We start from the raw sequence: 25,060 nt of genomic DNA, 5'->3' as shown, positions 1-25,060 counted from the left end.
CGGCCATCGCGTTGGTCTCCTTCGATCTTGACTTCGCATCTCGAAGGATCACGCGATGGCCGTCTCAGTTCACGACGCCACGCCTCTGATCAGCGGAAACTCGTACACCACGTCCCTGGACGCAACCTCGACGCAGGGGGCGTTCGATGACGACGGACTCGTTCAACGGCTGTTGCCAGAGATTGGCTGCAGCGTGCGCGGCGATCGATCTGGCGACCGCTGTTCTGCGTAATCCGGCACAGGTCAAAGTGTGGGAACCCGGTCTGGAGTGTTTTGCCGAACTGGTCTCCTGCAGGGCCGGTAGGGACGGTATCTACTTCCTCTGGTCCTGGGGCGCACCGATCTGTCAGGTAGGCAGAGCCGGTGAGGCCGCAGAGGCGATTGCGCGAGTGGTGTCTCCATCACGTCCCCACTGTCGTACGGTGCCAGACCGGAGCCGGCGATGAGCGGCACATTAATAGGGCTGGAGACGGCAACCGCTGCCGTACGTTCCGGAGCTTGCGTCGCGTCCGCGATGGCGCTCACTCCGGCGTCGGTGAGCGACGCCCGGCGGCGCGTTCGTACGGTCGCCGAAGAACTCGGCATGTCATCGACGCTCGTCGACGATCTCGTGGTGATCACCTCTGAGCTGACCACCAACGCCCTGAGGCACGGCGGCGGCCGGCTGGTGTGCCACGGAGGTCGGCCGGTGGCGGGCCTCCCCGAGCTGTGGCTATATCTGCGCGGGAGTAAGCGGCCCGAGTTGGTGACCACGGTGTTCGACACCGGCGATTTTTGGGCGAGCGCCGTTCCGGCTCCGGCAAGCGGCCGAGACGTTATCGGCGAGGATGGCCGTGGCCTGCAGATCATCGCCGCGCTAGCGGAGGCCGCTGGCGGCCAGTGGGGCGTGCATCCAAGTCGGTCTCGTCTCGGGGAGCAGCGGCTCGCGGGGACGGCCGTCTGGGTCGCACTGCCGGTATCGGAGCCGGTCCGGCTTCCCCTCACGAGAGCGGTCGGGCCGGATGAGTCGATCGGTCGGCTGGTCGAACTGCTGCGAAGCCGCGGGGTCGGTGGCCTGATCGCCCGAGCCACCGGGCAGGAAGCGGTGCTATCCCTGCCCAGGCTCACCGTGTGGTTCCGCCAGGGCACCTACATCTGGCAGGGCACGACCGGGCGGCTCAGCGCGGACGCCGGCGATGTGGTCGACGCGGCCGAACAGATCATCGCGGAATACGAGCGGGCCCGGTGAAAGGGGGTGATGTGCATGCATAACCGGCAGATACCGGCATCCGAGGCGTCGCATGCGCTGATCTTGCTCAGTCGCTTGCGGCACACCGCGATCGCGATCCTTGACCAGCATGTCCTCCGCGAGGGCCGATGCCGCATCTGCCAGACCACAGGGGTCTGTCCGGCGGCCATGCTCGCGGACAACAACCTCGCCATCTTCAGCGATCTGACGGCCCTACCGCTTGGAGATGGGGATGAGGGGCCACCATCTGCCCCACCGTGATGGGGCCATGATCTCGCGGCTGCGGAGTCGAGCCGGCGGGCGTCTTCCCCCGTGGCGCCAGCGAGGAAGCCTTCCCCCGAATCCTCGCACCGGGCCTCCTCCGCAGCCGCGACCCACCACTCGAGGACACGCAAGAAAGAAAGGATCAGCGTGGATCCCCATCGCGTTGGGACACTGCTGGAGGAACTCCTTGCTCAGCTCGGGTTCCGACAGGCCGATCGTGAACCGGTCCGAGTGTGGTCGATGTCCGGCGTAGAGCGCCTGCACCTGCCGGACGGCCACGCCGTGATCTTCAAATACAGTCGAGGGCCCTTCACCGACGAGCACCTGACACTGCGGCACGCTCGCGCACACGGCCTACCCGTGCCGGAGCTCCTGTCCGCCGCGACCACCTATGATCCGCAGACCGGAGACGACATCCTCGGGATGCTGCTGGAAGACCTCGGCGACCCTGCGCGCGAGCCCACGCTCGCCGAGGCAGCCGCGGCGGCCGTGGCCATCCAACAAGTCCCGGCGCTGCCCGGTCGGCCGGGCCTGGACTCGGCGGCCTTGGCCACGCTCCCCAGCCGGGCGCTCAAGCGCCTCGCGACGCTCCAGGCCGCGGGCCGGTGGCACGATCCGGCGCTCGCCCGGCACTTGCGGGCGCTGGCCGCGGTCGCCTACGACCGGTGCCACGACGCCGAGATCCCGCCGTGGGGGATGCTCCATTCGGAGTTTCACCCCACGTCGCTGCACGTGGACGGCTCCGGCCGGTGGCGGCTGCTCGACATGGCGCGGGCCTGCACGGCGCCCGGTGTGCTCGATCTGGTCTCCTGGCAAGGCACGCAGACCGCACCGGACACAGCAGCGCTGTATGAACTCCTGGTCGCCTACGTCGCCGCTGGCGGGCCCGCCACCGCGTTGTCGAATCGGGCAGGGCTACCCGTGACGCGCTGGGCGATCGGCTGGCATCGCATGTGGATCGTCGACTGGTACCTCGAACAGGCGGCCCGCTGGATACCGACCCCAGCGCTCGATGAGAATGCCGTCGCCGTCGTTGTCCGGCACTTGGCCGAGGCCGTCGACGCTCTGAGCGCATAAGAGCGGTTGACTTCGGCGAGTGCCCGCAAGTTCACCAACTACGCTCGCTCCCGCCCGGTAGCGGCCTGACAGGACGACAGAACACAAAAGTGCGGAGCCGGAGACGTTCACCGCCGATCTGCCCGGCCACGGCTACACGTACCAGGCCGAGGAGGTCGCCCGCTGCCCTGCCGACGGCCGCACGGAAACCGTCGCCATCGTCCGCACCCTCGACAGGATCGCCGCCCGCTTCACTTTTGGAAGCTGAGTCGTGTACTCGCTTGGCGGATGGCGTGTTCGGGGCGGTGGGTGGTGGTGCCGCCGTCGATGACGATGGTCTGGCCGGTGATGCAGCGGGCCTCGTCGGAGGCGAGGAAGGCGACCAGGGCCGCGACGTCCGCGGGTTCGGCGGCGTGGGGCAGGACGCGCTCGGCGGCCTTCTCCGCGAGGCGTTCGGGCGTCATCACGGCGCGGGCGACGTCGGTCAGGACGAGGCCGGGGGCGACGGCGTTGCAGCGGACGCCGCGCGCGCCGTACATGGTCGCCACGTAGCGGGTGAGCGAGGTCAGCGCGGCCTTGGCGGAGCCGTACGCCGCGTGGTCGGTGTCGCCGAGCAGGCCCGACACCGACGACGTGTTGACGATGGCGCCGCCGTCGCGCATCGCCGGGACGGCGTACTTGCAGCCCAGCATGGCCCCGCGGAGGCTCACGGCGAGCGTGCGGTCCCAGACCTCGACGTCCATGTGGGTGAGGTCGAGGTCGCGGCCGTAGACCTCGCGGCCGAGGGCCGCGGCGTTGTTGTGCAGCACGTCGAGGCGCCCGAACTCCCGTACGGTGGCGGCGACCATCCGCCGTACGGCCTCCTCGTCGCTGACGTCGGCGGCCAGCGGCAGGGCCTTGGCGCCCGCCTCTTCCAGGATCTCCGCCGTCTCGCGCGCGGTGTCGTACCGGATGTCGGCGACCGCGACGCGCGCGCCCTCGGCCGCGAGGCGCACGGCGACGGCGCGGCCGATGCCCGACCCGCCGCCCGTGATGAGCGCGACGCGGCCGGTGAACCTCGCCGCGCTCACCACTCGACGAGGAGACGCGGCAGGCCGCGGCCGACGAGGCTCTTGCGGTAGCCGATCTCCTGGCCGGGGGCGAGGCGCAGGCCGGGCAGCCGGGTGGTGATCCGCTCGAGGGCGATGCGGAGTTCGAGGCGGGCGAGTGCCGCGCCGACGCAGTGGTGGATGCCGTACCCGAACACCATGTGGTCGCGGGCGTTGGCGCGGTGGACGTCGAACCGCTCGGGGTCGGGGAACACCGTCTCGTCGTGGCTCGCGGAGTCGGCGTGCAGGAACACCTCCGCGTCCGCCGGGATCGTGACGCCGTGCAGGGTGACGTCCTCGGTGGTGCGGCGGAAGCTGCCGAGGCTGGCGCCGTCCATGCGGAGCGTCTCCTCGATCATGTTGGGGATGAGCTCCTGGTCGGCGACGACCGCCTCCCAGGACTCGCGGTCCCGTTGCATCCGGTGGACGGCGTTGCAGAAGCCGTTCGGCACGGTGTCGTTGCCGCCGAGAAGCAGCGCGCTGATGGTCTCGACGACCTCGCGGTGTGACAGCCCGTCCGGGCCGGTGTCGATGAGTCCCGCCATGAGCCCGGCGAAGTCGTCGCGGGGCTCCGCGCGGCGTTCGGTGACGAGCCGGTCGACGTAGTCGAGGTACTTGAGGAAGTCCTGGGCCAGTTCCCGCTGGCGGGCGGGCGGCTGTGGCGACAGGAACAGCTGGAACCAGGAGTACACCCACTGCTTGACCTGGTCCTCGTCCTCGGGCGGCACGCCGATGAACGCCGCCGTCAGCCGGGCCGACGGCGGATGCGCGAGGTCCGCGACCAGGTCCCCGCGCCCCCGCGGTTCGACGGCGTCCAGGACCGCGTCGACCTGCGTCGCGAACGCGTCGCCGAGGCGGGCGACGGCGCGCGGCGTGAACGCCCGGGAGATCGCCCGGCGGATCCGGGTGTGCTGCGGCGGGTCGACGTTCGCGGCGAAGTTGTCGAGGAAGGACCGGTGTTCACCGAGCGACTCCTTGACCTCGTCGGTGAGCGTACGGGAGATGGTGAGCGAGCCGATGGAGGAGAACCTCCGGTGGTCGCGGTACGCGTCGCGCACGTCGGCGTACCGGGTGATGACCCACATGCGCAGGTGCTCGCTCCAGAACACCGGCCGCTCGTGCCGCAGGCGGGTCAGGAACGGGTACGGGTCGGCGACGTGCCAGTCGGCGGTGATGTCGAAGTCGGTCGCCGTCTCGGGCGTGCTCATGAACCGCCTCCCAGGATGCGCCGGGGGTTGTCGACCAGCATCTGGTGGATCTGCTCCTCGGTGACGCCTCGCGCGCGCAGGGCGGGCAGCACGTCCCGGGAGATGTGCAGCAGGTGGTAGTTCGGGTGCCGCCGCCGTACGACGTCGGGGTCGAAGCGGTCGTTGAAGCAGTACGAGTCGTGGGACAGCACCATCCGCCCGGCGTGGCCACGCTCGCACAGCGCGGCGACCGTCGCGACCCGGTCCGGCAGCGAGGTGAACTCGATGCCGAACCGGTCCATGCCGAGGTACGAGCCGTTCGCGATGAGCTCCTCCAGGTAGGCCAGGTCCGTGGAGTCGCCGGCGTGCCCGATGACCACGCGGTCCAGGTCCACGCCCTCGGCGGCGAGGAGCTTCTGCTGGTCGAGCCCGTTGCGGGTGGCCGACTCGCTGTGGGTGGTGATCGGCACGCCCGTCGCGCGGTGCGCCTCGGCGACGGCGCGCATGACCCGCTCCACGCCGGGCGTGATCCCCGGCCGCCCGGTGGCGCACTTGAGCATGCCCGCCCGCACGCCGGTACGGCCGATGCCGTCGGTGATGTCGCGCACGAAGAACTCGGCCAGCCGGTCCGGCCCGCCGAACAGCGTGCCCGGCCCGCGGTTGCCGAAGTACGGCGGGACGGCGTCGTAGGTGTACAGGCCGGTCGCCGCGACGATGTGGACGTCGGTCTGCTCGGCCACGCGCTGCACGGCCGGGACGTACCGGCCGAGGCCGATCACGGTGAGGTCGACGATCGTGTCGATGCCGGCGGCCTTCAGCTCGTTCAGCTTCCCGGCGGCCTCCCGGGCGCGTTCTTCCAGATCCCAGCCCTCGGGGATGTCCGGCCAGTTCCAGAGGATCTCCGGGCTCAGCCCGAAGATGTGCTCGTGCATGAGCGTCGCCCCGGGGTCGTCGACCGGGCCGCGCACCGTTTGCACCGGACTCATCTCACTCCACGGGGACGAGGGGGAACTTCGGGTGGTCGAAGGGCCGGTTGGCCTCCAGGCCCAAGCCGTCGGTCTGGCCGTACGGCGCGCCGGTGTACAGGGCCGCGGCGTCGAAGTAGGTCACCGTGAACGACAGGCGGGGAGCATCGCGGCGGTTCTGTGGCGCGCCGTGGACGGTCAGGGCACTGTGCACGGTGGCGTCGCCGGGCGCGAGGTCCAGCGGCGGGGACAGCTCCAGATCGCGTAGCCAGGGGTGCCGGGTGAGCGCGTCGTCGCCCTCCCGAACGAAGCTGCGTCCCAGGGTGCCGAGCCGGTGCGACCCGGTGAAGAACCGCAGTGATCCCATGTCGGCGGGCACGTCCGCCAGCGCCAGCCACACCGTGAGCATCGCGGAGGTGTCCATCGGCATCCAGGGGAAGTCCTGGTGGTAGACGGTCTGCCCGTGCTCCCCCGGCTCCTTGACGAGGAGGTTGGTGACCTGGAGGCGCACCCGCTCCACGCCGGTCAGCAGGCGCACCGCGCCGCGGGCGAGGGCCGGCGAGGTGGCCAGCGCGCCGAAGTCCTCGTCGTGCTCGGCGATGTCGCGGTCCTGACCGAACGCCTGGTCGACGAACCCGGCGCCGCGTGTCCGGCTGTGGGCCGCGAGCCGGTCGAGCGCCCGCCGCCGGAGCCGTTCGACGAAGTCCCGGGCGACCAGGCCGGGCAGCCGCACCCAGCCGTTCTCGCGGAAGAAGCGGGCCTCTTCCTCGGTCACATCCCGTACGGGTGCAGCCATCGCCACCGCCTCCGAGTCGCCACCGCCGACGACGACGGCACCGTCGTACGTCGCCTCCTCGCGTGACCGCCGGACGGCGACCGCTCGGGTCGACAGGCGCCGGAACGTCGTCCTGCCGCGACCATAGACGCTCCCGTCGTGGCGAGCAAGCGCTTGGTATAGCCTGCAGTCGTGAAGCGACCTTTCCGTTTCGGCGCCGTCATCCGCGACGCGGACTCGGCCGCCGCGTGGGCCGCCAAGGCCCGCAGGCTGGAAGACTCCGGCTTCGACGTCCTGCTCGTCCCGGACCACCTCGTCGGTCCCCGGTTCGCCCCGATCGCCGCGCTGACCGCCGCCGCGTGCGCGACCACCCGGCTTCGGGTCGGCGCGATGGTGTTCGCCAACGACTTCCGGCACCCGGCCGTGCTGGCCAAGGAGGCGGCAACGCTCGATCTGCTGTCCGACGGCCGGCTCGAACTCGGTCTCGGCACGGGGTGGATGGCCCGGGACTACGAGAGCGCCGGCCTGCCGCTCGACCCTCCCGGCGTCCGCGTCGCGCGCCTGGCCGAGGCGATCCACGTGCTGAAGGGGCTCTGGCGAGGCGGCCCGTTCTCGTTCGACGGCGAGCACTACACGGTCCGCGGGCTCGAGCAGCGGCCGCTCCCCCTACAACGTCCGCACCCCCCGCTGGTGCTCGGCGGCGGCGGACCTCGGATGCTGCGCCTGGCCGCCCGCGAGGCCGACGTCGTCAACCTGACCATGCGGGTACGGGCGGACGGCTCCGGCCCCGACACCGCCGACGGCGGCCCGGAGGCCTTCCGGCGGAAGGTCGACATCGTCCGGGAGGAGGCGGGTTCCCGGTTCGACTCCATCGAACTCGGGACGTCCGTGCTGCGGATGGGCCTGGGACGGGAGCCCGAGGCGTGGAGCGCCGCGAACCCCTCCGCCCAGGCCGGAACCCCTCAGGTGCTCGCCGGGGAGCTCGCCGCCGTCTGCGACGCCCTCCACCGGTGGCGCGACGACCTCGGCCTCTCCTACTACGTTCTGCACAACGAGGTCGACCTCGACGCGTTCACCCCCGTCGTCAACCGCCTCGCCGGCGACTAAAGGGCGAGGCGGGAGCCGGGGTACGGGGACAGGAGCGTCTCGCGCCAGGTGCCGTCGAGGAACTCGCGGGCGCGTTTGCGCCAGGCGAGCAGGCGTTCGTCGGCGTCGATCTCGTCGTCCAGGCCGAGCGCGGCGTCGTACGAGCGCTGCAGCGCGAGGTGGGAGTCGAGGTCGGTCGCCCAGACGGTGACGACCTCCGTGTCGCACAGCAGCACCTCGTACAGGCCGACGGGGCGGTGGCCGTGGTCGGCGAGCAGGGGGACGCGCTCCTCCCGGACCGCCGCCAGGTAGTCGAGGGCCGCGCCGGGGCGGACGCGGGCGCTCTCCAGGACGAAGAACTCCGCTCCCGTCGCGTCGGCGAGCGCGGGGCTGCCGGGCGCGGCGCCCAGTGGCCGGGAGAACGCGGTGAAGCGCAGGTCGTCGATGGCGGACAGGAAGAGGTTCTCCTTGACGCCGGTGTAGATCTCCAGCATCTGCCGCCAGCCGCCGTCCCAGCCGCCGTGGCAGTCCCACAGGGTGACGACCTTGAACTGCGGGTGCCCGGTGATGCCGACCGCGTAGAAGGCGCCGACCAGGTCGATGTCGTGGGAGCGGATCGACTCGCCCTTGGTGAGCACGTGCCGCCCGGGTTCGAGGGCCTCGTCCTCCTTCTTGTAGGCGGTGAGCCACTTGAGGTACTCCAGCGGCCTCCGCGAGTTCATCGGATGGAACTCGACCTCTTCGAGCAGACAGATGCCTCGCCGCACGCGCCGCTCCCATCGTCGCCACAAGCGCTTGCTTGGGACCTTAGAGAACGAACCCGGGGCGGGCAACCCCGCGACCCCGCCACTCCCCGGATCCGCACTGCGTGCGCCCGTACACACAGCGTCGGAGCCCGGCCCGTTACGATCGCCGCGTGCCGACCGTCGTCCCCCGCCTTCGGAGCCCCCTCCGCGGCCGCCTCATCATCTGCGGTGACACGCCGCTCGCCTACCGGCTCGCCGACGAGTTGTCGACGCGCTACCTCCAGGACGTCACGGTCATCGTGCCGTCCAAGAGACGCAACCACGGGCCCAAGATCACAGGGCTGCCGCGCGTGCGGGTGCACGAGGCGGCGGAGCTGGACGACGAGACGTTCCGGGCCGTGCACGTCGAGTCGGCGCGCGCCGTCGCCCTCGTCAGCAACAGCGAGGTCGGCAACATCCACGCCGCGCTGCGCGTCCAGGAGCTCAATCCCGACATCCGGCTGGTCATCCGGATGTCGAACACCGCGCTGGGCAACCGCATCCGCACGCTGTTCAACGACTGCGCCGTGCTGTCGGACGGCGCGGTCGCCGCGCCGTCGTTCGTGGCCGCCGCCCTCGGCGACCTGCCGCCCAGCCACGTCCGCGTGGCGGGCCGCACCCTCTACGTCGCCCACCGCAGCGACCGGGTCCGCAACGTCGTCTGCGGGCTCGCCGACACCCGCCGGCCGGACGGGCTCCCCCGCCTGCTGCCGGTGGACCAGGGCCGGGCCAACCTCGTGCTCGCGGTCGCCGACGGCACGTCGCGGACGTCCCTCGCCGGTCCTCCCGTCGACTACCGGCCGACGACGACGTTCGCCCGGACCATGCGGTTGATCCTCAGCCGCCGGCTGCTCCAGGTGGTCGTGGCGCTCCTCGGGCTGATCGTCGTGGGCAGCGCCGTGCTCAGCACCGGGGACGGCCACGGCTTCACCTACTCGCTGTACCTCATCCTGCTCGACATCGCCGGGGCGGCCAATCCCGATCCGAAGCTCAGCGCGGCGGCCAAGGTGACCCAGGTGATCGTCACGCTCGCCAGCCTGGCGCTGGTGCCCGCGATCACCGCCGCGGTCGTCGACGCGCTGGTCCGGGCCCGGCTCAACGGGCCGCTCGAACGGCTGCGCGATCCGATCAGCGGGCACGTCGTGGTGGTCGGTCTCGGCGAGGTCGGCCTCCGGGTGGTCTCGCAGCTCCACGACCTCGGCGTCCAGGTGGTCTGCGTCGAGCAGAACGAGGACGCCGTCGGGGTGCCGCTCGCCCGCCGCCTGGGGCTGCCGATCGTCTTCGGCGACGCCACCCGGGAGGAGACCCTGCGGACGGCGTGGGTCGGCACCTGCCGTTCCGTCGTCACCGTCACGAGCGACGACATCACCAACCTCGAGGCCGGGCTGAGCTCCCGGGCGCTGCGCGACAACGTCCGCGTGGTGCTCCGGCTGTTCGACGACGACCTGGCCGGGCGCGTCCACCGCAACTTCAAGATCCCGGTGTCGCGCAGCGTGTCCTTCCTCGCCGCCCCCGCCTTCGCCGCGGCCATGATGGAACGCCAGGTCATCGGGACGATCCCGGTCGGCCGCAGCGTGATGCTGATCGCCGACATGCCGATCGGCGCGGGCTCCGAGCTCGACGGACGGCCGCTGCGCGAGGCGAACCTCCCCGGGGAGGCCCGGGTGCTGGCGCTCGGGCGCCGCGGCCGGCCCCGCTTCGACTGGGACCTGCAAGAGGGCTACCTGCTGATCCCGGGCGACCGGCTGGCCGTGCTGGCCACCCGGTCCGGCATCGGCCACATCCGCGCCCGGACGACCGGCACGTCCGATCCCCCGTCGTCCCCGACGCCGCGCTGACCCGACGGCCGGCGGGCACCGGCCCGCGACGTCGTACGGTTCGCACCTACTCCGTACGCGGCGGCCGTGACGGTCAGCGGGCGACGTACTCCTCACGGCCGCCCGTCCGGCGCGTCGCGACCTGCGAGGATCCGGTCAGGGTCCCGCTGCTCAGCTGGACGCGGTTCGACGCCACCGTGCTCTTGTCACCGGCCGCGCCCATGGGGACGATCAGGTACGGGTGGCCGCCGATCTGGCCCGCGAGAACGGACGCCTCCTTCGCCTCGATCGTGCCGCCGGAGAGCCGGAAGGTCCCGTTGAGCCGGGCCAGGATCGCGTACGGGACGCCGTGGGAGACGTAGTAGCCGCCGGCGTCCAGGTCGCCTTCGGCCGCGCTCATCGGAATGAGCAGCAGCGGCCGCGCCTTGTCGTGGTAGGCGCTGACCAGCGGGTTCAGCCGTGGGATCAGGTCGGTGTTCAGCTTGCTGAGGATGTCCTGGATGGACCGGCGAAGCGGGTCCGACGGCGGCTCGGCCACCGGGCTCACGCCCGCGAGCAGCAGGTCGACGGGCGTCCGGCGGCCCCGGCTGACCTCCTGCTTCCAGCCCTTGCGCGTCTCGTCCAGGAGCAGGCCGGCGATCCCGCCGAGCGCGGTGCTCTCCGCGTCGAGGGTCACCTGCCCGGGATCGATCGCCTGGTCCAGCGGCCGGAACTGCGACCGCTTGCGGATCTCCGCCTGATCGCCGCGCCCGGCCCCCGCCGCCATCGCCGTGGCGACCGCGTCGAAGTAGCCGGCCGCCCCCTCGCCGACGTCGGTCGCGGCGGCCCGCTTGGCCTCGTCCGGGAACTCCTTCTGCCACTTCGACCGCCAGTACGCCGCCCCGGCGAGCCGCTGGTTCCGCTGTCTGGGATCGCGGTAGGCCGCGACCAGGTCGTTGTAGAGCATGGCGCGGTACAGCCGGGGCATGACGGCGAGCGGGTACTCCGTACCGCGCAGCTCGCCGCCCTTCTTCCAGGCCTTCCACTTCTGCTCCGTCGCGTGGTAGAGCTCGTCCGTCGCGGCGGCGAAGAGCGTGGTGGACAGGCTCTGCCCCGCCATCTCGGCGTCCGACCGGTACGACGGATCGGAGACGTTCATGACGACGGCCGGGTGCCCGTCCCAGGTGGCGTAGGACGAGCCGCCGCGCGGGATGGCGATCTTCTTCTTCGCCAGCTCCGCCGGGCTCAGGTCCGTCACACCGTCCACGCTGATCAGCCGCGCCCGGCCGCGGTCGCCGAGGATGATCTTCCGGTCCTTGAGCACGGTCCCGGGCCAGATCTGCGGAGCATCCGGCCACACCTTGGCGACGGCCTCCTGCACCTCGACCGCGACGGGTTTCAGGGCCGTCTGGGAGGAGGTGCCCCCGGGGTTCGGGTGGGAGTCGTCGGAACAGCCGGCGGCGCCGAGCGCCACCACCGCGACGACCCCCGCCCAGCGGCGCCCGGGAAACGGCCGGCGTGACCGGCCTCTACGGCCTGAACTCCCGGACCCAGAACCGACGAACCCAGTGAACACCGCACAACCCCCGCGACCGATCTCGGACATGGGCCGGGGGGAGAGGCTTGCCCATCCTGACGCGGGCGATCATTCCCCGTACGTGGGCCGGTTAACGTTGCACGTCGGCAACGCTTTTCAGGCCGTTGAGGAAGGCGACGCTCCGCCGGACATCGTCGACGGGGCCGCCGCCCGCGGCCGGCTCGGCGCCCAGGATCGTGTCCTGCTCGAGGACGTACCAGCCGTCGTACCCGGCCTGGTCGAGCGCCGTCACGATCCCGGCCGTGTCGACGTCGCCCGCGCCGAGCGGGCGGTAGAGCCCGTCGCGTACGGCCTCGGTGTAGGTGGACTCCCCCGCGCGGACGCGGTCGGCGGCGCTCGCGTCGACGTCCTTGAGATGCACGTGCGCGATGCGTTCCGCCGCCGTCCGCGCCAGTGCGAGGGGGTCCGTGCCGCCGATGAGCAGGTGGCCGGTGTCCAGGCAGAGTGGCACCTGGGAGCCGGCCAGGACCCGCTCGACCTCGTCCGTCCGTTCGACGACCGTGCCGACGTGGGGATGCAGGACGGTCCGGCGCCCGCCCTCGGCGGCGTGCGCGGCGATCCGGTCGAGGTTGGCCAGCAGCGCCGTCCAGTTCCCGGCGGACAGCACGGGGCGCTCGTCGTACCCGTCCTGGCCGGTCGCGGCCGCCAGGACGAGCATCCGCGCGTCGCCGAACCCGCGCAGCGCGCGCTCGACCTCCGGCAGCGGATCGTACGCGGGCTCGTGCAGGACCACGGGGACGAACCCGCCGACCGCCGTCAGCCCGTACGACGCCAGCAGCGCCTCGCGCTCGGTGGGATCGGCCGGCAGGAACCCGTCCGGGCCGAACTCGGTGGCGGCCAGGCCGGCGTCGCGCATCTCGGCCAGCACCCGGTCCGGGGCCATCTGGTGGCCCCACCCCGGTACCTCGCACACGCCCCAGGAGACGGGCGCACCCGCGATCCTCACTGCCGGACCTCCTCGATCGTCACGGTGCGCCGTTCCCGGCGGGAGCGGTCGCATGCCTCGGCCACGTAGAACCCCTCGAGCGCCTCCTCCGGGGGGCACGGGCTGTCGGCCTGTCCGGCGGCGACCCGGACGAAGGCCGCGATCTCGGCCTCGTACGCCGGCCCGAAGCGCTCCAGGAAGCCCTGGCACGGCAGGGCGCCGAGCGTTCCGGCCGCCGACCCGCCGTCGACCGGGGTCAGCGGGGTCTGCTCGCCGAAGCCTGCGGCGAGGCTGTCCTTGGACCCCAGCGCCTCGAAGCGGACGTCGTAGCCGGCGCCGTTGTAGCGGGTCTCGGAGATGATGGCGAGCGTGCCGTCGTCGAGGGTGAGGAGCGCGGCACAGGTGTCCACGTCGCCGCTCTCGGCGAAGTAGTCCTCCCCCTTGTTCGCTCCGGACGCCGTCACCTCGACGACCTGCCGCCCGGTGACGAACCGGACGGCGTCGATGTCGTGCACCGCGCAGTCGCGGAAGATCCCGCCGGAGACCCTGACGTAGGCGGCGGGCGGCGGAGCGGGGTCGAGCGTGCAGGACCGTACGGTGTGGAGCCGGCCGAGGCGGCCCGCGGCGATGGCGTCCCGGAGCGCGACGTGGCCGACGTCGAAGCGCCGCTGGAAGCCGACGTGGACCGGCGTTCCGGTGCCGCGAACCGCCTGGACGACTTGGAGCGTTCCAACACTGTCGGGGGCGAGGGGCTTCTCGCAGAAGGTCGGCAACCCCGCTCGCGCGGCACGGATCACGAGCTCGGCGTGCGCGTCCGTCGCGGCGGCGACCACCAGGCCGTCCAGCCCGGCGTCGAAGAGCGCGTCGACCGAGTCGGCGACGCGCCCTCCGTACTCCTCGGCGATCCGGTGCGCCCGGTCGGCGTCCGGATCGGCCACCACGAAGGATTCGACGGAGGGCAGCGCGCGAAGGGTCTCAGCGTGCCGGGCACCGATGCGGCCTGCCCCGGCGAGCCCGATTCTCATAGAGTCCTCCTGGTGGGCGATGTCGTGTCGGACGCTCACGAAACCGGCGAAGCGGTACGGCGCCTGAGTCCTCGAGGGATGCTCGAGGACCTGGTAGCGCCGTTGGAACGCTCCATCGCGGGAACGCGATTGTCATGACATTAAGAGGTAATACCTAACCTAGACCGCAGCGCAAGACCCGTCCATCACGTGGCCGGTCTCGGGCATCCGCGCGCCTCATCGGCGGCGACCGCATCGGCGGTGCCGCTCGAGGATCACCTCGCACTCCATCGCGCCGCCGCACCGGTCCGCGGCGGCGCTGCGGACTCCTACTGGTCGATGACCGCGCGCAGGAACTCCTGCGTACGGGGATGATCCGGATCGGTGAAGATCTTCTCGGGACTCCCCTCCTCGACGATCTGCCCCTTGTCGAACACGAGCACCCTGTTGGAGACGTCACGCGCGAAGCGCATCTCATGGGTGACGCACAGCATGGTGATGTCCGTCGTCTCGGCGACCTGCCGCAGGACGTCGAGCACCTCGCCGACCAGTTCCGGGTCCAGCGCCGAGGTCACCTCGTCGAGCAGCAGCACCTTCGGCCGCATCGCGAGCGCGCGGGCGATGGCGACCCGCTGCTGCTGCCCGCCCGACAGCTGCGACGGATGGGCGTCGGCCTTGTCCGCCAGGCCGACCATCTCCAGCAGTTCGCCCGCCCGCTCGGCGGCCTCGCTCTTCGGCACCTTGAGCACGTGGACCGGCGCCTCGGTCACGTTGCGCAGCACCGACATGTTCGGGAACAGGTTGAACTGCTGGAACACCATGCCGATCTCCGAACGGAGACGGCGCAGGTGCTTCTCGTCGGCGGGCACCAGCCGGCCGCCGCGCTCCATGTGCGACAGCGAGTCGCCGCCCAGCCAGATGACGCCGTCGTCGACCCGCTCCAGGGTCATGAGCAGGCGCAGGATCGTCGTCTTGCCCGACCCGCTCGGGCCGATGAGCGTGACCCGCTCGCCGGGGGCGACGGCGAAGTCCAGCTCGCGCAGCACGACGTTGTCGCCGAACCGCTTCACGACCTTCTCGAAGCGGATGCCGCGCGCGTCGTTCTGCGGCAGCGCGGCCTCGGGGGTGGAGTCAGTGGTTGCCATAGCGCCTCTCCAGGCGTCGGGTGAGGATGGAGGCCAGGACGCTGACGATCACGAAGAGCACTCCCGCGATCGTGATCGGCTCCAGGTAGCGGAAGTAGTGGGTCCCGACGGCGTACGCCGCGCCGAGCATCTCCGGCACCGTGATCGCCAGCAGCAGAGGCGAGTCCTTGAACATGGCGATCAGGTAGTTGCCCAGGGTCGGGATGACCCTGGGGATCGCCTGGGGCAGCACGACGCCGAACCACACGCGGTGACGGGGCAGGTTCAGCGCGGTGCTCGCCTCCCACTGGCCTCGGGGCACGTCGTCGATCCCCGCGCGGTACACCTCGGAGGTGTAGGTGGAGTAGTGCAGGCCCAGCCCGATGACGCCGGTGACGAACGCGCTGAACCGCACTCCGGCGCTCGGCAGGACGTAGAAGAGGAAGAACAGCTGCACGAGCAGCGGCGTGCTGCGCACGAACTCCACGATCCACCGGACGACCTGACCCACGACCAGGCCGCCCGAACGCCGCAGCACGGCCCAGACCAGGCCGAGGACCAGCGCGACCACGTAGGCCAGAAGCGTGGCCTCGACGGTGACGCGCAGCCCTTTCAGCAGGTCGGGCAGGATCTTGCCGGCGAAGTTCCAGTCCCAGATCATTGGAGGCCCGCCCCCGTTCCGGTCGCGATCGGGGCCGTTGCCATGGCCTTCCGCTGCGGCCGGCGGCCGAGCATCCGGGCGGTACGCCGCTCCAGATAGCGGACGAACAACTGGAGGACCTGCGCGATCACGAAGTACATCACCAGGACGGCCACGAACGCCGCGGCCGTCTGACCGGTCGCGGCGCGCAGCTGCTGGGCCCGGAAGGTGAGGTCCGCGATCGAGATCAGCGACACCACGGCCGTCGCCTTGAGCAGCTCGATCAGCAGGTTCCCGAAGGGCGGCAGCATCAGCGCGACCGCCTGCGGCAGGATGACCCGGCGAACCCGCTGGTACGTCGGCATGTTCAGCGCGACCGTCGCCTCGTACTGCGCGGTGGGCACCGCCCTGATGGCGCCGCGCACGACCTCCGCACCGTACGCGCCGTAGTTGAGCGAGAGGGCGAGCACGCCCGCCACCATGGGCTGGAACCGGAACCCGACCAGCGGCAGCGCGTAGAACAGCCAGTACATCAGGACGAGCGTGGCCGAGCCGCGGAAGAACTCCACGTACACCCGGGCGATCGCCCGGGCCACTCGGCCGCCCACGGCGCCGATGACCCCGAAGGCCATGGCGAGCACGAGCGCGACCACGGCGCTGTACAGGGTGAGCTGCACGGTGATCCAGGCGCCCCTGAGCAGGAGCGGGTAGGCGTGCAGGATCTGCGACACCGGATCAGCCCTTGCAGAGTTCGGCGGCCGTGTGCGCCCCCGGCAGCTCGGCCTTGCCGAACCCGAACGGCTGGATGATGCCCAGCAGGCGGCCGCTCTGCTTCAGCTCGGCGAGCTTGCCGTTGAACGCGGAGAGCAGGTCGCTGTCCGCCTTGCGGAACGCGAACGCGCCGGCGCCGTACTGCGGCTTGCCGCCGATCTGCGGGATGAATGACGGGGTGACCTCGTACGGCGCGCCCGCGTGCTTCTTCAGCGTGTCGACGAGGGAGATCCGGGTGAGCGCGATCGCGTCGATCCGGCCGGCCTTGAGCCCTTCGTAGGCGCTCGGCTGGTCGGCGAACGTCTTGATGTTGTCCTTCTTCACCCCGAGCTTCGTGGCGTAGTCGCCTTCGACGGCACCGGTGAGCACGCCCAGTTTGACGTTCTTCTTGGCCGCGTCCTCGAAGCGCTGGATCCCCTTGGGGTTGCCCTTGGGCACCATGAACCCGGTCGTGGCGATGTAGTCCGGGTCGGCGAAGGCGACCTGCGCGCACCGCTCCGGCGTGACGAACATCCCCGCGGCGATGACGTCGAAGCGGCGGGCCTGCAGCCCGCCGATGAGGCCGCCGAAGTCGAGCTGGACGCCCTTGACGTCGGGGATGCCGAGCTCCTTGAAAACCACCCGGGCCAGTTCGGGGGCCTCGCCGGTCAGTTTCCCGCTCGTGTCGGTGTAGCCGTAGGGCGACTCGTTCGCGAAGCCGACCTGGATGTAGCCCTGCTGCTTGGCACGGGCCAGGGTGCCGCCGCCCGAGCGTTCCTTGGCCGGGTCGGTGGTGGAGCAGGCGGCCGCGAGGGGGGCGGCGCCGGCGAGCAGGGCGGCGCTGCGGAGGAAGTCGCGTCGTGTTGAGGTCATGGGGGCTCTCCAGTGTCCAGTGCCCACCACGGCCGCCGGGGTGCTCCCCGGCGGCCGCGATGGGCGGGGGTCCTGCTACGCGCCGACCGGCGTGAAGTCGCGGGCGGCGATGAACTCGGGACGTCGCGAGGGAGCGGCGAACGGCTCCTCGCAGGTGTTCTCCACGCTGTTGAACACGATGAAGATGTTCGAGCGGGGGAAGGGGGTGATGTTGCCGTTCGATCCGTGCATGCAGTTGCAGTCGAACATCGTCGCCGACCCGGCCGGGCCGGTGAACAGCTCGATGCCGTGCTTGTCGGCGAGGATCGACAGGCTGTCGGGGTCGGGGGTGCCGACCTCCTGGCCGCGCAGCGACTCCTTGTAGTGGTCCGCGGGCGTCTCTCCCACACAGGACACGAAGGTCTTGTGCGAGCCCGGCATGATCATCAAGCCGCCGTTGTGGACGAAGTTCTCCGTCAGCGCGATCGAGATGCTGACGGCGCGCATCCGGGGCATGCCGTCCTCGGCGTGCCACGTCTCGAAGTCGGAGTGCCAGTAGAAGTCCTTGCCCTTGAAACCGGGCTTGTAGTTCACCCGGCTCTGGTGGACGTACACGTCCGACCCGAGGAGCTGGCGGGCGCGGCCGACGACGCGCGGGTCCGTGACGAGCTCCGCGAACACGTCACTGACCTTGTGCACCTCGAAGATCGACCGGATCTCGTCGGACCCGCGCTCGGTGATCGTCCGGTCGTCGCGCAGGACGGCCTCGTCGGCGGCGAGCCGCCGCAGCTCCGCGCGGTAGCGCTCGACCTCCTCCGGGGCGAGCAGCTCGTCGACGGTCAGGAAGCCGTCGGCGTCGTACGCGACCAGGGTCTCCTGGTCGATCGGGCCGTCGACGTTCCCGTGGACGACCGGGTCGGTTCGGTAGAGCAGGGCCGGCTCGCCAGCGCGGCGAGTGGGGTACAGGTCGTTCGGGCCGGGGGTGGGGCAGGCGTGCTCGGTCATCGCTCGCATTCCAATCGTGCCGTGGTCCGGGGGTCGGGGTGGAAGAGGGCGTCTCCGCCGTTCCGGATCACCGGTGGCTCACGTCTCTTCGGTTATCAGCGGGTAGACGCCGTTCTCGTCGTGCACCTCTCGGCCGGTGACCGGAGGGTTGAAGACACAGACGGTGCGCAGATCCGTGTGGGCGCGGACGACGTGGTGCTCGTGCCCGTCGAGGAGGTACATGGTCCCGGGCTCGAGCCGGTGCTTCTCACCGGTCTCCTCGTTGACGAGCTCGCCCTGGCCGCCGATGCAGTAGACCGCCTCGATGTGGTTCGCGTACCACATCCGGGTCTCGGTGCCGGCGTACAGGACGGTGTCGTGCAGCGAGAAACCGACCTTCTCCTTCGCCAGGACGAGCCGGCGGCTGCGCCAGGTCGGCGCCTCGACGTCGCGTTCGGTCCCGGTGATCTCATCGAGCGTGCGCACGATCATTGGACCGCTCCTTCCGGTGGCTTGCGGGTGAATCGGGGGGTGGCTGAGCCGATCGGGGTGGTGGCCCAGACGGTCGGGGGTGGTGGCTCAGACGAGGACCGCGTCGACCGAGTCGGTCAGGATCTGCAGGCCTTCGGCGAGTTCGGCGGCGGTCGTGGTGAGGGGCGGCAGCAGCTTCGCGACCTCGTCCTCCGGGCCGGAGGTCTCCATCAGCAGGCCGCGGTCGAACGCCGCGCGGCACACGGCCGGGGCGTGCGCCGGTTCGGCGAAGGCGATCCCCTGGGCCATGCCACGCCCGCGAAGCCCGGTGACCTGCTCCGGGTGGGCCGCCGCGATGCCCCGGAGCTCCCCTTCGATCTGGTCGCGCTTGGCGAGCGTCTGCTTCTCCATGCCCTCGTCGGTCCAGAAGTCCATCGCCGCGGCGGCGGTGACGAAGGCCGGTCCCGGCCCGCGGAAGGTGCCGTTGTGCTCGCCCGGCTCCCACACGTCGAGTTCCGGCCGAAGCAGGGTGACGGCGAACGGCAGACCGTACCCGCTGAGCGACTTCGACAGACACACGATGTCCGGGACGATGCCGGCGTCCTCGAAGCTGAAGAACGGTCCGGTTCGGCCGCAGCCCATCTGCACGTCGTCGACGATGAGCAGGATGTCCTGCCGCTTGCACAGGTCGGCGAGTCCACGGAGCCATTCCGGACTGGCCACGTTGAGCCCGCCCTCGCCCTGCACGGTCTCGACAATGACGGCCGCGGGCGTGTCCAGGCCGCTTCCGCTGTCGCCCAGCAGGCGCTCGAAGAAGAGGAAGTCGGGGGTCCGCCCGTCGAGGTAGTTGTCGAACGGCATGCGGACGGCGTGGTTCAGCGGGATGCCGGCCCCGCTGCGCTTCATCGAGTTTCCGGTGACCGCCAGCGCCCCGAGCGACATGCCGTGGAAGGCGTTGGTGAAGCTGACGATCGTCTCGCGGCCGGTGTACTTGCGGGCCAGCTTCAGCGCCGCCTCGACGGCGTTGGTGCCCGCCGGCCCGGGAAACTGGATCTTGTAGTCGAGGCCGCGCGGGGCGAGGATCACCTCCTGGAACGTTTCAAGGAAGTCGCGCTTGGCGACCGTGTGCATGTCCAGGCCGTGCACGATGTTGTCGTCGGTCAGATAGGCGATGAGCCGTTCTTTGAGCACCGGATTGTTGTGGCCGTAATTGAGGGTCCCCGCACCGGCGAAGAAATCGAGGAAGGCACGGCCGTTCTCGTCGTACAAGTGGCTGCCGGACGCCTTCTGGAAGACCGTCGGCCATCCCCGGCAGTAGCTCCGGACCTCTGACTCGAGGGACTCGAACACGTTCATGCGGTTTCTCACCCGTCTCCTGGTGGGATTCAGCTGTCGAGCGGCCCGATTCGGTACAGCACTTCGGGGTCGTGGTCGCCGGGGAACAGGTCCGCGCTCAAGAGAGGCGTCCGCCGCAGCGAGGCGCCGCGTGCACGGGCGAACGACGCGAACAGCCGGTCCGACGCCGTGTTACCCGGCGTCACCGTCGCCTCGACGAACCGTGCCCCGCTGTCCGCCAGGTGGTCGAGCATCCGGCGCGCCAGCCCGCGTCCCCGCCAGTCGGCGTCCACCGCGACCTGCCAGACGAACAGCGTCCCGGGGTCCTCGGGCCGGGAGAACCCGGTGATGAAGCCGCAGACCTCGTCCTCGGCGCGGGCCACGACCGAGGTCGCCGCGAAGTCCCGGCACCACAACACATAGCTGTAGGGGGAATTGAGATCGAGGGTTCCGGAGTCGCGGGCGACGCGCCACAGGTGCCGACCGTCTTCCAGACGCGGCGGTCCGAATCCGATGTCGACGACGGAGGCGCGAGGGGGCGGCCTGCGGACTTGTTCTGGCGACATGGATTACGAACCTAGCGAAACGGTGACCGTGGGTTGTTCCGAGATCACGAGGCGCATGTTTGGCGAACTCGAGGCCGGGTACTAATGCGCAGTTTCTGACATCCGATATCGGGGCGACGGGCCGATCAACCCAGATCAGGGCCTGATATCAGCGGCCTGACCAGTGAGAACACGCCGAACCAGGGCGGGCCCGCAATCGAACCCGAGCCGGACAGGCCATCACTCCGAGCGATCGCTTCGTCGCGACGAAGGGCGTGCCGATCGGCGTCCACTATGTGATGTACTTCACACATTTATCGGCCATCCGAGGTGCCTCAACGAACGTCGACGAGACCGAAGTCTCCCACCAAGCGCTAGTTTGACATCATGCGCGTTCTCGTTACCGGTGGGTCGGGATTCGTCGGCTCGTACGCCATCCGTGCCCTGCTCGCGGCCGGTCATCAGGTACGGGCGCTGGTGCGCGATCCCGGCCGGGCGGCCAAGGTCCTGGGCGCGATCGGAGTGGAGGCCGAGGCCGTGGAGATGTACCCCGGCGACATGCTCGACGAAGAGGCCGTCGACCAGGCCCTCGACGGGTGCGACGCCGTCGTGCACGCCGCCGCCGCGCTCGGCGTCACCGACGCCCGTACGGACGTCCTGGAGGTCAACGTCGCCGGCACACGGACCGTGGTCGGCGGCGCGGTCGCCCGAGGCCTCGACCCGGTGATCCACGTGTCCACCATCGCGGTGTTCGTTCCGCCGGCGGGACCGGTGATCCGGGCGGACGACCCGCTGGCGCGCCCACGGACCGACTACGGCCGGTCCAAGGTCGCGGCCGAACGCTACGTGCGCGGCCTGCAGGACGACGGCGCGCCCGTCACGATCTTCTACCCCGGCGGGGTGATCGGACCCCGGCAGCCGCGCCTGGACGCGATGATGGAGGGCCTGGCCGGCGCCCTCGGCCTGGCCTGGCCGATGCCGCGCGGCGGCGTGTCGCTCATCGACGTCCGCGACCTCGCGGAGGCGCTGACCGGCGCGGTCGCCCCCGGACGCGGGCCGCGGCGGTACACCCTCGGCGGGCACTACCTGACCTGGCCGGAGCTGGCCGACCGATGCGACGCGCTCACCGGCGTACGCTGCCGGCGGATCGTCGTCCCCGGAGGGCTCATGCTCGCGCTCGGCTCGCTGCTCGACGCCGCCAAGCGCGTTCGCCCCTTCGCCTACCCGTTGACTCGGGACGCCGCGGAGTTCATGGTCACGCTTGTGCCCTCCGACGACGGCCCGGCCGTCGACGCGCTCGGGCTCACCCTCCGGCCGGTGGAGGAGAGCCTGACGGACGCCCTGCGCTGGCTCGCCGCGGCCGGGCACCTCTCCCCCGCCCGGGCCGGCCGCCTGGCCACCGGCCCGGACCCGGATCATGAAGCCCCGGCCGGCACTCCGAGTGCCGCAGGCAGAAAGGCAGGACCCGTCATGCCACGAAGCAGGCTGCAGGCCATGGTCACCGCGCCGGTCGCACGGATGGCCGGATCCGCATGGTTCGCAAGGGTCGGGCCGAAGGTGGTGCCGCCACTGGACCGCGCGGTGCACCGGCTTTCCGGCGGCCGCTTCCTCATGGGGCAGTACGTCGTACCGACCCTCCTTCTGACCGCCGTCGGGCACCGCAGCGGCCAGCCCCGCCAGACGCCGCTGGCCTGCCTGCCCGAAGCGGACGGCTCCTTCCTGGTGGTCGGCAGCAACTTCGGGCGTGAGAACCACCCCGCGTGGACGACCAACCTCCTGAACCGGCCGGAGGCGGAGGTCAGCTACCGGGGCCGTACGATCCCGGTCACCGCGCGGCTGCTGGAGGGCACCGAGCGCGCCGAGGTCTGGCCACGATTGCTCAAGACATGGCCGACGTACGACAGATACGTCGAGCGGTCAGGACGAGAGCTGCGGGTCTTCCGCCTCAGTCCGCGGGGCTGAGACCCGCAAGACGAACGGCGTTCCTAGAGAGGGGCGCCGTTCGCGTTCTTTCGGTCCAGACCGGTCAGGCGGCCACGGTGTCGCGGGTCGTGGCCGGCTCCAGCGCCAGTTCGAGGACGTCCCGGACGTCGCTGACCGGGTGGACGGTCAGCTGCTCCAGGACCTCGGCCGGCACGTCGTCCAGATCCGGCTCGTTGCGCTTCGGGATGATCACCGTGGTGATCCCCGCCCGGTGCGCCGCGAGCAGCTTCTGCTTGACCCCGCCGATGGGCAGGACCCGTCCGGTCAGCGACACCTCGCCGGTCATCGCCACGTCCGCGCGGACCAGCCGCCCGGACAGCAGCGAGGCGAGCGCCGTCGTCATCGTGACGCCCGCGCTGGGCCCGTCCTTGGGCACGGCCCCGGCCGGGACGTGGACGTGCACGCCGCGGTCCTTCAGGTCGCCGACGGGCAGCTCCAGCTCCGCGCCGCGCGACCGCAGGTACGACAGCGCGATCCGCGCCGACTCCTTCATCACGTCGCCGAGCTGGCCGGTCAGGGTGACCCCCGTGTCGCCGGTCTCCTTGTCGGCCAGCGACGCCTCGATGTAGAGCACGTCGCCGCCGGTCCCGGTGACCGCGAGGCCGGTCGCCACGCCCGGCACCGCGGTGCGCCGATCGGACTCGTTCAGCGAGGTCTCCGGCGTGAAGCGCGGACGGCCGAGGTAGTCGCGCAGGTCGTCGGCGCCGACCGCCACCGGCAGCGTCTTCTCCTCCAGCGCGACCTTCGCCGCGACCTTGCGCAGGACCCGGGCGATCGCCCGCTCCAGGCTCCGTACGCCCGCCTCCCGCGTGTACTCGGCGGCGAGCAGCCGCAGCGCGTCGTCGTCCACGGCCACCTCGTCGACGGTCAGACCCGCCTTGTCGAGCTGGCGGCGCAGCAGGTGGTCGCGCGCGATCGTGACCTTCTCGTCCTCGGTGTAGCCGTCGAGGGAGACGAGCTCCATGCGGTCCAGCAGCGGGCCGGGGATGGTCTCCAGCGCGTTCGCCGTGGCGAGGAACACCACGTCGGACAGGTCGAGCTCGACCTCCAGGTAGTGGTCCCGGAACGTGTGGTTCTGCGCCGGGTCCAGCACCTCCAGCAGCGCCGCCGTCGGGTCGCCGCGGTAGTCCGCGCCGACCTTGTCGATCTCGTCGAGCAGCACGACCGGGTTCATCGTGCCGGCCTCGCGGATCGCCCGGACGATACGGCCGGGCAGCGCGCCGACGTACGTCCGCCGGTGCCCGCGGATCTCCGCCTCGTCGCGGACGCCGCCGAGCGCGACGCGGACGAACTTCCGGTCCATCGCGCGCGCCACCGATTCGCCCAGGGACGTCTTGCCGACACCGGGCGGGCCGACGAGCGCCAGGACCGCACCGGACCGCCGGCCGCCGATCACGCCGAGACCGCGGTCCTCACGCCGCTTGCGCACGGCGAGGTACTCCACGATCCGCTCCTTGACGTCGTCGAGCCCCGTGTGGTCCTCGTCGAGGATCCGCCGGGCGCCCGTGATGTCGTAGGAGTCCTCGGTCCGCTCGTTCCAGGGAATGTCCAGGACCGTGTCCAGCCAGGTGCGGATCCAGCCGCCCTCCGGCGACTGGTCGGAGGTCCGCTCGAGCTTGTCGACCTCCTTCAGGGCCGCCTCCCGGACCTTCTCCGGCAGGTCGGCCGCCTCCACGCGGGCCCGGTAGTCCTCCTCTTCGGAGGACGGGTCACCGTTGAGCTCGTTCAGCTCCTTGCGGATCGCGGCGAGCTGCTGGCGGAGCAGGAACTCCTTCTGCTGCTTCTCCACGCCCTCCTCGACGTCCTTGCGGATCGTCTCGGCGACGTCCAGCTCCGCGAGGTGCTCCCGGGTCCAGCCGATCGCGAGCTCGAGGCGCTCGGTCACGTCGGCGGTCTCCAGGATGCGCACCTTCTGCTCGGCGCTGAGGTACGAGGCGTAGCCTGCCCGGTCGGCCATCACCGACGGATCCTCGATCTGCTGGATCATGTCGACGACCTGCCAGGCGCCGCGCTTCTCCAGCACCCCGACGACGAGGGCCTTGTACTCCTTGGCCAGTTCCTCCGCGCGGGAGCCGAGACCGGTGTCCTCGACCTCGGTCCCCTCGACCCACAGGGCCGCGCCGGGACCGGTCGTCCCGGAACCGATGCGGACACGGGCGACACCGCGGACGACGGCGCCGGGCCCGCCGCCGGGCAGCGTGCCCACCTGCTCTACGACGGCAAGGGTGCCGACGGCCGCGTACTTGCCGTTCAGCCGGGGCACCAGCAGCACCCGCGGCTTGTCCTCCGACCGGATGCCAGGCCCCCGGGAGACGGCGGTCGCGCGCGCGGCGTCGATCGCCGCCCGCACGTCGTTCTCCGACAGGTCGAGCGGCACGACCATCGCGGGCAGTACGACCTCGTCGTCGAGCGGCAGCACCGGCAGGGTGACGATCTTGCTCATCAGGCCTCCAAAGCTTGAGTCACCCACACTCAAGAAAGAAGAGCCCTGATTAATTTCCGAACGCCCGTTCGCCGACAGCGATCAGCGGGGTCTGTCCTGTCCGGGCGAACCTTGCGAGTTCCGGACTCAGGTTGCGAGGGGCACCGTTCCGGGCCGATGGCACGGCGCTGCTCTCGC

Annotated in this window: 22 protein-coding genes; 5 read left to right on the top strand and 17 right to left on the bottom strand. The window is 71.0% G+C overall.

Translation table 11 applies throughout. The annotated features are described in order from the left end of the window. Positions 1 to 514: 514 nt before the first annotated feature. Positions 515 to 1,228 (top strand): ATP-binding protein, encoded by a 714-nt coding sequence (locus ABEA24_RS24350; RefSeq protein WP_345433319.1) that lies wholly within the window; start codon positions 515 to 517, stop codon positions 1,226 to 1,228. A gap of 504 nt (positions 1,229 to 1,732) precedes the next feature. After that, on the top strand, positions 1,733 to 2,569 hold the full coding sequence (locus tag ABEA24_RS24345; protein ID WP_345433318.1) for a hypothetical protein: 837 nt from the start codon (positions 1,733 to 1,735) through the stop codon (positions 2,567 to 2,569). 230 nt (positions 2,570 to 2,799) lie between these two features. Here the strand turns inward: ABEA24_RS24345 and ABEA24_RS24340 are convergent, their stop codons facing one another. The 4 genes from ABEA24_RS24340 to ABEA24_RS24325 are packed head-to-tail and all read right to left on the bottom strand — an operon-like array spanning position 2,800 to position 6,584. After that, on the bottom strand, positions 2,800 to 3,618 hold the full coding sequence (locus tag ABEA24_RS24340; protein WP_345433317.1) for an SDR family NAD(P)-dependent oxidoreductase: 819 nt from the start codon (positions 3,616 to 3,618) through the stop codon (positions 2,800 to 2,802). Then, entirely contained in the window at positions 3,615 to 4,844 is a 1,230-nt protein-coding gene (locus tag ABEA24_RS24335) for a cytochrome P450 (protein WP_345433316.1), read from the bottom strand. The genes ABEA24_RS24340 and ABEA24_RS24335 overlap by 4 nt, the downstream gene beginning before the upstream one ends. After that, the gene (locus ABEA24_RS24330; RefSeq protein ID WP_345433315.1) at positions 4,841 to 5,809 is read right to left on the bottom strand and encodes a phosphotriesterase family protein; all 969 of its coding nucleotides are present in this window, start codon (positions 5,807 to 5,809) and stop codon (positions 4,841 to 4,843) included. The genes ABEA24_RS24335 and ABEA24_RS24330 overlap by 4 nt, the downstream gene beginning before the upstream one ends. A gap of 1 nt (position 5,810) precedes the next feature. Beyond that, positions 5,811 to 6,584, bottom strand: a complete 774-nt coding sequence (locus tag ABEA24_RS24325; protein ID WP_345433314.1) for a phytanoyl-CoA dioxygenase family protein — start codon at positions 6,582 to 6,584, stop codon at positions 5,811 to 5,813. A 171-nt stretch (positions 6,585 to 6,755) separates the two neighbouring features. Between ABEA24_RS24325 and ABEA24_RS24320 the strand changes: the two genes are divergently transcribed. Beyond that, positions 6,756 to 7,670: a TIGR03621 family F420-dependent LLM class oxidoreductase gene (locus ABEA24_RS24320; protein ID WP_345433313.1), complete on the top strand. Its 915-nt coding sequence runs from the start codon at positions 6,756 to 6,758 to the stop codon at positions 7,668 to 7,670. On the opposite strand, the gene ABEA24_RS24315 is transcribed toward ABEA24_RS24320, so the two are convergent. Next, positions 7,667 to 8,416 (bottom strand): hypothetical protein, encoded by a 750-nt coding sequence (locus ABEA24_RS24315; protein WP_345433312.1) that lies wholly within the window; start codon positions 8,414 to 8,416, stop codon positions 7,667 to 7,669. The genes ABEA24_RS24320 and ABEA24_RS24315 overlap by 4 nt on opposite strands. A 149-nt stretch (positions 8,417 to 8,565) precedes the next feature. Here ABEA24_RS24315 and ABEA24_RS24310 point away from each other — a divergent pair, with 149 nt between their 5' ends. Further along, positions 8,566 to 10,272, top strand: a complete 1,707-nt coding sequence (locus ABEA24_RS24310) for an NAD-binding protein (RefSeq protein ID WP_345433311.1) — start codon at positions 8,566 to 8,568, stop codon at positions 10,270 to 10,272. Between the two features lie 73 nt (positions 10,273 to 10,345). Here the strand turns inward: ABEA24_RS24310 and ABEA24_RS24305 are convergent, their stop codons facing one another. From ABEA24_RS24305 to ectA, 11 genes are all read right to left on the bottom strand, one after another. Beyond that, positions 10,346 to 11,707 carry a hypothetical protein gene (locus tag ABEA24_RS24305; protein WP_345433309.1) on the bottom strand — a complete coding sequence of 454 codons (1,362 nt, stop codon included), beginning with the start codon at positions 11,705 to 11,707 and terminating at the stop codon, positions 10,346 to 10,348. Positions 11,708 to 11,897: 190 nt separating this feature from the next. Beyond that, on the bottom strand, positions 11,898 to 12,773 hold the full coding sequence (locus ABEA24_RS24300; RefSeq protein WP_345433308.1) for a TIM barrel protein: 876 nt from the start codon (positions 12,771 to 12,773) through the stop codon (positions 11,898 to 11,900). Then, the gene (locus ABEA24_RS24295; RefSeq protein ID WP_345433307.1) at positions 12,770 to 13,777 is read right to left on the bottom strand and encodes a Gfo/Idh/MocA family protein; all 1,008 of its coding nucleotides are present in this window, start codon (positions 13,775 to 13,777) and stop codon (positions 12,770 to 12,772) included. The genes ABEA24_RS24300 and ABEA24_RS24295 overlap by 4 nt, the downstream gene beginning before the upstream one ends. A gap of 308 nt (positions 13,778 to 14,085) precedes the next feature. Beyond that, positions 14,086 to 14,901: an ectoine/hydroxyectoine ABC transporter ATP-binding protein EhuA gene (gene ehuA / locus ABEA24_RS24290; protein WP_345433306.1), complete on the bottom strand. Its 816-nt coding sequence runs from the start codon at positions 14,899 to 14,901 to the stop codon at positions 14,086 to 14,088. Further along, positions 14,888 to 15,541 carry an ectoine/hydroxyectoine ABC transporter permease subunit EhuD gene (gene ehuD, locus ABEA24_RS24285; protein ID WP_345433305.1) on the bottom strand — a complete coding sequence of 218 codons (654 nt, stop codon included), beginning with the start codon at positions 15,539 to 15,541 and terminating at the stop codon, positions 14,888 to 14,890. Before ehuD ends, ehuA begins: the two co-directional genes overlap by 14 nt. Continuing rightward, positions 15,538 to 16,251 (bottom strand): ectoine/hydroxyectoine ABC transporter permease subunit EhuC, encoded by a 714-nt coding sequence (gene ehuC / locus ABEA24_RS24280; protein WP_345433304.1) that lies wholly within the window; start codon positions 16,249 to 16,251, stop codon positions 15,538 to 15,540. The genes ehuD and ehuC overlap by 4 nt, the downstream gene beginning before the upstream one ends. 4 nt (positions 16,252 to 16,255) lie before the next feature. Then, positions 16,256 to 17,143 carry an ectoine/hydroxyectoine ABC transporter substrate-binding protein EhuB gene (gene ehuB / locus ABEA24_RS24275; RefSeq protein WP_345433303.1) on the bottom strand — a complete coding sequence of 296 codons (888 nt, stop codon included), beginning with the start codon at positions 17,141 to 17,143 and terminating at the stop codon, positions 16,256 to 16,258. 75 nt (positions 17,144 to 17,218) lie between these two features. Beyond that, positions 17,219 to 18,127: an ectoine hydroxylase gene (gene thpD / locus ABEA24_RS24270; protein WP_345433302.1), complete on the bottom strand. Its 909-nt coding sequence runs from the start codon at positions 18,125 to 18,127 to the stop codon at positions 17,219 to 17,221. A gap of 78 nt (positions 18,128 to 18,205) precedes the next feature. Beyond that, a complete protein-coding gene (locus ABEA24_RS24265) occupies positions 18,206 to 18,598 on the bottom strand; it encodes an ectoine synthase (RefSeq protein WP_345433301.1) in 393 nt (130 codons plus the stop codon). 87 nt (positions 18,599 to 18,685) lie between these two features. Continuing rightward, positions 18,686 to 19,933 carry a diaminobutyrate--2-oxoglutarate transaminase gene (gene ectB / locus ABEA24_RS24260; protein ID WP_345433345.1) on the bottom strand — a complete coding sequence of 416 codons (1,248 nt, stop codon included), beginning with the start codon at positions 19,931 to 19,933 and terminating at the stop codon, positions 18,686 to 18,688. Positions 19,934 to 19,962: 29 nt separating this feature from the next. Then, complete coding sequence (ectA, locus tag ABEA24_RS24255; RefSeq protein WP_345433300.1) at positions 19,963 to 20,478, bottom strand: diaminobutyrate acetyltransferase; 516 nt, start codon at positions 20,476 to 20,478, stop codon at positions 19,963 to 19,965. 366 nt (positions 20,479 to 20,844) lie between these two features. Between ectA and ABEA24_RS24250 the strand changes: the two genes are divergently transcribed. Continuing rightward, positions 20,845 to 22,419, top strand: a complete 1,575-nt coding sequence (locus tag ABEA24_RS24250) for a nitroreductase family deazaflavin-dependent oxidoreductase (RefSeq protein WP_345433299.1) — start codon at positions 20,845 to 20,847, stop codon at positions 22,417 to 22,419. Positions 22,420 to 22,483: 64 nt separating this feature from the next. On the opposite strand, the gene lon is transcribed toward ABEA24_RS24250, so the two are convergent. Beyond that, entirely contained in the window at positions 22,484 to 24,883 is a 2,400-nt protein-coding gene (gene lon, locus ABEA24_RS24245) for an endopeptidase La (RefSeq protein WP_345433298.1), read from the bottom strand. Positions 24,884 to 25,060: the final 177 nt, after the last annotated feature.

Origin of the sequence: Actinoallomurus vinaceus (assembly GCF_039542055.1) — a bacterium.
In the GTDB taxonomy this organism is placed as follows: domain Bacteria; phylum Actinomycetota; class Actinomycetes; order Streptosporangiales; family Streptosporangiaceae; genus Actinoallomurus; species Actinoallomurus vinaceus.
This window is presented reverse-complemented; position numbering and strand designations above follow the sequence as displayed.

Excerpts from the sequence above, each read along its gene's own strand:
- ABEA24_RS24265 (WP_345433301.1), bottom strand. The coding sequence starts at position 18,598 with ATGATCGTGCGCACGCTCGATGAGATCACCGGGACCGAACGCGACGTC.
- lon (WP_345433298.1), bottom strand. The coding sequence starts at position 24,883 with ATGAGCAAGATCGTCACCCTGCCGGTGCTGCCGCTCGACGACGAGGTC.
- ectB (WP_345433345.1), bottom strand. The coding sequence starts at position 19,933 with ATGAACGTGTTCGAGTCCCTCGAGTCAGAGGTCCGGAGCTACTGCCGG.
- thpD (WP_345433302.1), bottom strand. The coding sequence starts at position 18,127 with ATGACCGAGCACGCCTGCCCCACCCCCGGCCCGAACGACCTGTACCCC.
- ABEA24_RS24250 (WP_345433299.1), top strand. The coding sequence starts at position 20,845 with ATGCGCGTTCTCGTTACCGGTGGGTCGGGATTCGTCGGCTCGTACGCC.
- ehuA (WP_345433306.1), bottom strand. The coding sequence starts at position 14,901 with ATGGCAACCACTGACTCCACCCCCGAGGCCGCGCTGCCGCAGAACGAC.
- ABEA24_RS24330 (WP_345433315.1), bottom strand. The coding sequence starts at position 5,809 with ATGAGTCCGGTGCAAACGGTGCGCGGCCCGGTCGACGACCCCGGGGCG.
- ABEA24_RS24345 (WP_345433318.1), top strand. The coding sequence starts at position 1,733 with ATGTCCGGCGTAGAGCGCCTGCACCTGCCGGACGGCCACGCCGTGATC.
- ABEA24_RS24295 (WP_345433307.1), bottom strand. The coding sequence starts at position 13,777 with ATGAGAATCGGGCTCGCCGGGGCAGGCCGCATCGGTGCCCGGCACGCT.
- ectA (WP_345433300.1), bottom strand. The coding sequence starts at position 20,478 with ATGTCGCCAGAACAAGTCCGCAGGCCGCCCCCTCGCGCCTCCGTCGTC.
- ABEA24_RS24325 (WP_345433314.1), bottom strand. The coding sequence starts at position 6,584 with ATGGCTGCACCCGTACGGGATGTGACCGAGGAAGAGGCCCGCTTCTTC.
- ABEA24_RS24335 (WP_345433316.1), bottom strand. The coding sequence starts at position 4,844 with ATGAGCACGCCCGAGACGGCGACCGACTTCGACATCACCGCCGACTGG.
- ABEA24_RS24350 (WP_345433319.1), top strand. The coding sequence starts at position 515 with ATGGCGCTCACTCCGGCGTCGGTGAGCGACGCCCGGCGGCGCGTTCGT.
- ehuB (WP_345433303.1), bottom strand. The coding sequence starts at position 17,143 with ATGACCTCAACACGACGCGACTTCCTCCGCAGCGCCGCCCTGCTCGCC.
- ehuD (WP_345433305.1), bottom strand. The coding sequence starts at position 15,541 with ATGATCTGGGACTGGAACTTCGCCGGCAAGATCCTGCCCGACCTGCTG.